The sequence below is a fragment of the Nocardia exalbida NBRC 100660 genome, assembly GCF_000308575.1.
Taxonomy (GTDB): Bacteria; Actinomycetota; Actinomycetes; order Mycobacteriales; family Mycobacteriaceae; genus Nocardia; species Nocardia exalbida.
Genome location: NZ_BAFZ01000030.1, coordinates 1 through 5,518, shown reverse-complemented (window position 1 = coordinate 5,518; position 5,518 = coordinate 1). Strand labels below are relative to the sequence as shown.

The 5,518-nt window shown below is 67.9% G+C and carries 6 protein-coding genes; 2 read left to right on the top strand and 4 right to left on the bottom strand.

Features of this window, described 5'->3' with window-relative positions; all coding sequences use genetic code 11:
• Window positions 1–309: 309 nt before the first annotated feature.
• Window positions 310–1,488, bottom strand: a complete 1,179-nt coding sequence (locus ON29_RS06170; RefSeq protein ID WP_040865182.1) for an acetyl-CoA C-acetyltransferase — start codon at window positions 1,486–1,488, stop codon at window positions 310–312.
• A 128-nt stretch (window positions 1,489–1,616) separates the two neighbouring features.
• On the opposite strand from ON29_RS06170, the gene mce reads away from it, so the two are divergent.
• A complete protein-coding gene (gene mce / locus ON29_RS06165; RefSeq protein WP_245548839.1) occupies window positions 1,617–2,090 on the top strand; it encodes a methylmalonyl-CoA epimerase in 474 nt (157 codons plus the stop codon).
• 86 nt (window positions 2,091–2,176) lie between these two features.
• On the top strand, window positions 2,177–3,178 hold the full coding sequence (locus tag ON29_RS06160) for a coiled-coil domain-containing protein (RefSeq protein WP_040865180.1): 1,002 nt from the start codon (window positions 2,177–2,179) through the stop codon (window positions 3,176–3,178).
• Window positions 3,179–3,582: 404 nt separating this feature from the next.
• Here the strand turns inward: ON29_RS06160 and ON29_RS34480 are convergent, their stop codons facing one another.
• Genes ON29_RS34480 through ON29_RS06150 form a run of 3 tightly spaced genes read right to left on the bottom strand, consistent with a single transcriptional unit; the run spans window position 3,583 to window position 5,397 of the window.
• A complete protein-coding gene (locus ON29_RS34480; protein WP_083863266.1) occupies window positions 3,583–3,891 on the bottom strand; it encodes an Rv1322 family protein in 309 nt (102 codons plus the stop codon).
• A gap of 47 nt (window positions 3,892–3,938) precedes the next feature.
• Window positions 3,939–4,628: an endonuclease NucS gene (nucS, locus tag ON29_RS06155; RefSeq protein ID WP_040865179.1), complete on the bottom strand. Its 690-nt coding sequence runs from the start codon at window positions 4,626–4,628 to the stop codon at window positions 3,939–3,941.
• A gap of 37 nt (window positions 4,629–4,665) precedes the next feature.
• Window positions 4,666–5,397, bottom strand: a complete 732-nt coding sequence (locus ON29_RS06150) for a rhomboid-like protein (protein ID WP_051174910.1) — start codon at window positions 5,395–5,397, stop codon at window positions 4,666–4,668.
• Window positions 5,398–5,518 lie beyond the last annotated feature (121 nt).

Genomic DNA, 5,518 nt, shown 5'->3' with positions numbered 1-5,518 from the left:
ATGTGGCGGCCCCGGCTGCTTGCTCCTTCATCGCCTACGCGGCCACCCGAAGGCGAGCCGGGGCACGAAGGGCACATGCTTGTCGCTTCGCTCGAACTGGCGGGGCGCAACACGTACGAGGACTCCCGCCGTTTCGGCGCGGACAGCCCCTATCCGATCTCCCGGCTGCACGTCCCGGGGTTGGGTGAGCCAAGCGCGTCAATTCGCGAATGCCGAGCACAGGGAACGCGAATTGGTGGCACTCGGTGGCGCCCTCGTGTGCCCGAGGGCGCCGCCGATTCGAGATGCGGGGTGGTCACCCCACGAACATCAGACGCGGACGATCAGTGCGTCGCCTTGCCCGCCGCCACCGCAGAGTGCGGCCGCGCCGACACCACCGCCGCGGCGCTTCAGCTCGAGCACCAGGTGCAGCAGGATGCGGGCGCCGGACATGCCCAGCGGGTGGCCGATGGCGATCGCGCCACCGTTGACGTTCACCTTCTCCGGGTCGATGCCCAACTTGCGGGTGGACGCGACACCGACCGCGGCGAACGCCTCGTTGATCTCCACCAGGTCCAGGTCGGCGGGCGAGATGCCCTCGCGAGCGCAGGCTTTGGCGATCGCGTTGGCGGGCTGGTCCTGCAGGGTCGAGTCCGGACCGGCGACCACGCCGGCGGCGCCGATCTCGGCGATCCAGCTCAGCCCCAGCGACTGCGCCTTCTCCTTGCTCATCACCACGACCGCGGCGGCGCCGTCGGAGATCTGCGAGGCGGTGCCCGCGGTAATGGTGCCGTCCTTGCGGAACGCCGGACGCAGCTTGGCCAGCGACTCCACGGTGGTGTCGGCGCGAACGCCCTCGTCCGTGGTCACCAGCACCGGATCGCCCTTGCGCTGCGGCACCGCGACCGGGACCACCTCGTCGTCGAAGACGCCGTTCTTCCACGCCGCCGCCGCCCGCTGGTGCGAAGCCGCCGCGAACGCGTCCTGGTCCTCCCGGCTGATCCGGTCGGTCTCGTTGCGCTGCTCGGTGAGCGCGCCCATGGCCTGACCGGTGAAGATGTCGTGCAGGCCGTCGTAGGCCATGTGGTCGCGCAGGGTCACATCGCCGTACTTGAAGCCTTCCCTGCTCTTCTCCAGCAGGTGCGGCGCCTGGCTCATGGACTCCTGGCCGCCCGCGACGACGATCTCGTACTCGCCCGCGCGGATCAGCTGGTCGGCGAGGGCGATCGCGTTGATGCCGGACAGGCAGACCTTGTTCAGCGTCAGGGCGGGCACGTCCATCGGGATGCCCGCGGCCACCGCCGCCTGCCGGGCCGGGATCTGCCCCGCGCCCGCGGTGAGCACCTGGCCCATGATCACGTAGTCGACCTGGTCGGGCGCGACACCGCCCTTCTCCAGCGCCGCCCTGATCGCGAACCCGCCCAGATCGGAACCGCTGAAGTCCTTCAGACCTCCGAGCAGCTTGCCGACCGGGGTACGCGCACCGGAGACGATCACGGAAGTGGTCACGACGAGCCTCGCATTCGTAGATCGGACCTGCTCGCGCCCGCACCGGGGCGCCACGAGAGCAGGTGTTCTACTCAACGGTAGCGGGTGCGCCCCGCGCGCCCCGTGCCAGGTCGCGCTACTTTCGAATGGTGAGCAACGTTATCGAACAGTCGTCTTTCATCCCAGCCGACTACGTCACCGCGGTCGACCACGTCGGCATCGCGGTGCCGGACCTGGACACCGCGGTCGCCTGGTACGCCGAGAACCTCGGCATGATCGAGACCCACCGCGAGGTCAACGAGGCCCAGGGCGTGCACGAGGCGATGCTGTCGCTGCCGGGCGCACCGGACCGGGCCACTGCCCTGCAGTTGCTGGCTCCGCTCAACGAGGAGTCGACCATCGCGAAGTTCATCGACCGTAACGGCCCCGGCTTGCAGCAACTGGCCTACCGGGTGACCGACATCGAGGCCGTCTCCGCGCACCTGCGCGCCAAGGGTCTGCGTTTGCTGTACGAGGCCCCACGGCACGGAACGGCCGATTCCCGCATCAATTTCATCCACCCGAAGGATGCTGGAGGTGTGCTGATCGAGTTGGTCGAACCGAACGCGAATGTTACGCACTAGTATCGCCGTCAGGTCGGGAAAACTCGTTGGAATGACATTCGCAGTCGAGTCACCATCGGCTGTCTTCACGCTGTAGTTTGTGTGCCATGTCGTCACCCGAGTCCGATCGCAATCGCTTCGTTGCACTGCCCTTCACCGTTGTGCGCAAGGGTTATGCGCAAGACGAGGTGCGTAATTACTTCGACCGCTTCGACGCGGAACTGAGAGTCACCGCCACCGACCGCGATGCGGCTGCGGCACAAGCACGTAACCTCGCCAGCCAGCTGGAAGACGCGCGCGACGAGATCGACGAACTCCGTAAGGAGGTCGACCGACTCTCGGTGCCGCCGACCACCGCGGAAGGTATGTCCGACCGCATTTCCCGAATGCTGCGGCTCGCCTCCGACGAGGCGTCCGAGGTCCGTGCGCTGGCCCAGGCCGAGGCCGCGGAGATGGTGTCGATCGCCGAGCAGCAGGCCACCGAGATGCGTGGCAAGTACGAGTCGCTGCTCGCGGAGACCAAGGAGAAGCGCGAGGCGCTCGAAATCGAATTCGAGCAGACCCTCGCGAACGCACGCACCGAGTCCGCCAAGATCATCGAGGCCGCCCAGGCCGAGGCCGACCGCATCGCGAAGGAAGCCGACGCGAAGCGCAAGGCCACCCAGCAGGACTTCGAGGCCACCATGGCCGAGCGTCGCACCAAGCTCACTCGCGCCATGGAGGAGCTGGAAGCCACCAGCCGCGCCGAGGCCGCCCAGCGGATCAAGGACGCGACCGACGAGGCCAACCGCCTCATCACCTCCGCCACTCAGACCTCCGAGCGCAAGATCGCGCACGCGAAGGAACTGGCCGAGGAGATGCGCGTGCTGCGCGGCCGCGTGCTCGCCCAGCTGCTCGGTATCCGCGGTCAGCTCGACTCGGTGCCCGCGATGCTCGCCGCGGTCAACCGGGAAAGCGAACTGCTGGACGGTGTTCCGGATCAGCGCAAGTCGATCGGCGGCAACACCAAGTCGGTCACCGGCTCCCGCCAGAAGGCGATCCCCGAGGTCGCGAGCGATGACGAGGACATCGACTCGGACGAGCGCGAGAGCGCCGACATCAGCAACTGACGTCGGAGCAACCGGCGACAGCAGCAAATCTCAACCGAAATCACCGAAGGCCGCTCCTCCCGGGGCGGCCTTCCCTAATTCCGTATCCGGCGGGTCCACGCCGCAAGAACATCGACGAACACGCGCGCCATACTGTCGGATCGAGGAAACGAGATTCGATCTCGCGCGGAAACGTCCGCTCGCTCCCCGACGACCGGGGCGAAGCGCGAGGCGCTCGAAGCCGACGAGTCGCGGCGAGATCGCCCCCTGCCGTCGCAATCGTCACCAGCTGTTCGTCGTCCAGCTTTCCGGACACTACTGCTGGTCGGACCACGCGCAGGTCCTTCCGCCATTGGCCGGCCTCGTCCATTCGGTGCCGACCTACTCGACCGCACGTCGCCCGCGACGATGCCTCCGCGGCGGCGTCAGGACCACCGCCGAGTGATCCGGCGCGTCTGTCGCCCGTTCCAGCACCCGCTGTGCCAATGCCTGCGGTCGTCTTCGCCGCCGTACGCGGGCCATGCGACGATGTGGGCGACCCCTGGTGGGATCTCGTGGTCACAGCCGGGGCAGCGGTAGGTCTTGATCGCGCGGGCGCCAGGAATGGTGCGCACCACATACGTCTCCGCACCGTCCGGACCGGCCTCGGTCCGTCCGACAACGTCTCCCAGTGGTGCGCCACCGGCCCGCGAGCGCTCGGCGTAGCGATCCGAACGCGGTTTCCGGCGAGGCATGCGACAAGGGTATTACTCGCCCCTGCGCACCCCGCACTGCCCTGAGTTCAGAACAAACGGAATTCGCTGCTCTCCGTGCCACGCAGGGCGTCGTAATCGAGTGTGAGGCAGCGGATGCCACGATCCTCGGCGAGCGTGCGCGCCTGCGGCTTGATCTGCTGTGCGGCGAAGACGCCCGCGACCGGAGCCAGCAACGGATCCCGGTTCAGCAGCTCCAGGTAACGGGTGAGCTGCTCGACGCCGTCGATCTCTCCGCGCCGTTTGATCTCCACCGCCACCGTGCCGCCGTCGGCATCCCGGCACAGCAGGTCCACCGGGCCGATCGCGGTCATGTACTCGCGGCGGATGAGCGTGAACCCGGCGCCGAGCGTGTGCACGTGCTCGGCCAGCAGCTCTTGGAGGTGGGCTTCCACCCCGTCCTTCACCAGGCCCGGGTCGACGCCGAGCTCGTGGGAGGAGTCGTGCTCGATGTCCTCGATGGTGATGCGAAGTTCCTCGCCGGCCTTGTTGGTGACGACCCACAGCGCCTTCGCACCGTCCGGTAGCTGCGCGTCACCGTTGCGTTCGTCCAGCCGGCAGGGCGGGCTCATCCAGTTCAGCGGCTTGTACGAGCCGCCGTCGGAGTGCACGAGCACCGAGCCGTCCGCTTTCATCAGCAGTAGCCTTCGGGCCATCGGAAGATGGGCGGTGAGTCGCCCTACGTAGTCGACCTGACAGCGAGCAATCACTAGGCGCACCCAAGCACTGTAGGCGAGCGCCCTACCGCGGCTGCCGTCAGCCCATGAGCAGAATCGCCGCCAGGACCGCGCTCGCGGCGAGCAAGGCGCCCTCTATCCGGGTCAGCCGCCGCCGGGTGGTCGTCCTGGACCAGATCATGAAGAATCCGACCGCGGTGCCGATCGTGAGCGCCACCAGGTGCCCGGCCTGGGTGAAGGTCTGTCCGATCAGCACACCCTCGACCGCGACGATGAACCACACCGTCGACCAGGCGATGCGCCATCGGTACGGCATCGCCGCGACGAGCGCGCCGATCAGCGCCATGGCCCCGTAGCTGACACCGACGTCCTCGGCCCAGCGGATGCTCGCGGGGACCCACCCGGCTCGCATGCCCACCCACAGACCCGCAGCGACGAGCAAGGTGGCGCCGACGTGACCGACCAGGAACACCCGCACCAGTCTCAGCGCGCCGAAGCGCAGCTCGGCGAGGGCGAGCAGACAGGCGAGCAAGGGGATGATCACCCAGGACCCGACGGCGTCACCGATCACGAACGCGCTCGCCAGCAGCGTTCCCAACCGGCCGCTCAACAGGTTGTGCAGATTCGTGCTCGCGTGCAGCACCATCCTGGTCTGCGCGGAGTCGCTCAAGGCCGAGAAGATCGCCGAGACGATGATCAGCCCCGCCAAGTACGCCGCCGTCGCGGGCAGCCTCGGCCGCCACCAACGTGCTTGCGCCGACGTGGCTGGCTCGACCGGCGCCGGGCGATCCGGCGTCGTCGCGACGACCATACATACCTCCGTTGCTCGCGTGGGACGGCCTCCTCGCCATCCATGATCCCGACCGCACGCTGCGTACGCTTGTATTTCCCTGCGATCGTGCTGCGAAACACACGGTTCGCTCGACAAACGA

What these genes read in the sequence shown, in the direction of transcription:
- ON29_RS06160 (WP_040865180.1), top strand. Translation starts at nt 2,177, where the DNA reads ATGTCGTCACCCGAGTCCGATCGCAATCGCTTCGTTGCACTGCCCTTC.
- ON29_RS34480 (WP_083863266.1), bottom strand. Translation starts at nt 3,891, where the DNA reads ATGCCTCGCCGGAAACCGCGTTCGGATCGCTACGCCGAGCGCTCGCGG.
- ON29_RS06150 (WP_051174910.1), bottom strand. Translation starts at nt 5,397, where the DNA reads ATGGTCGTCGCGACGACGCCGGATCGCCCGGCGCCGGTCGAGCCAGCC.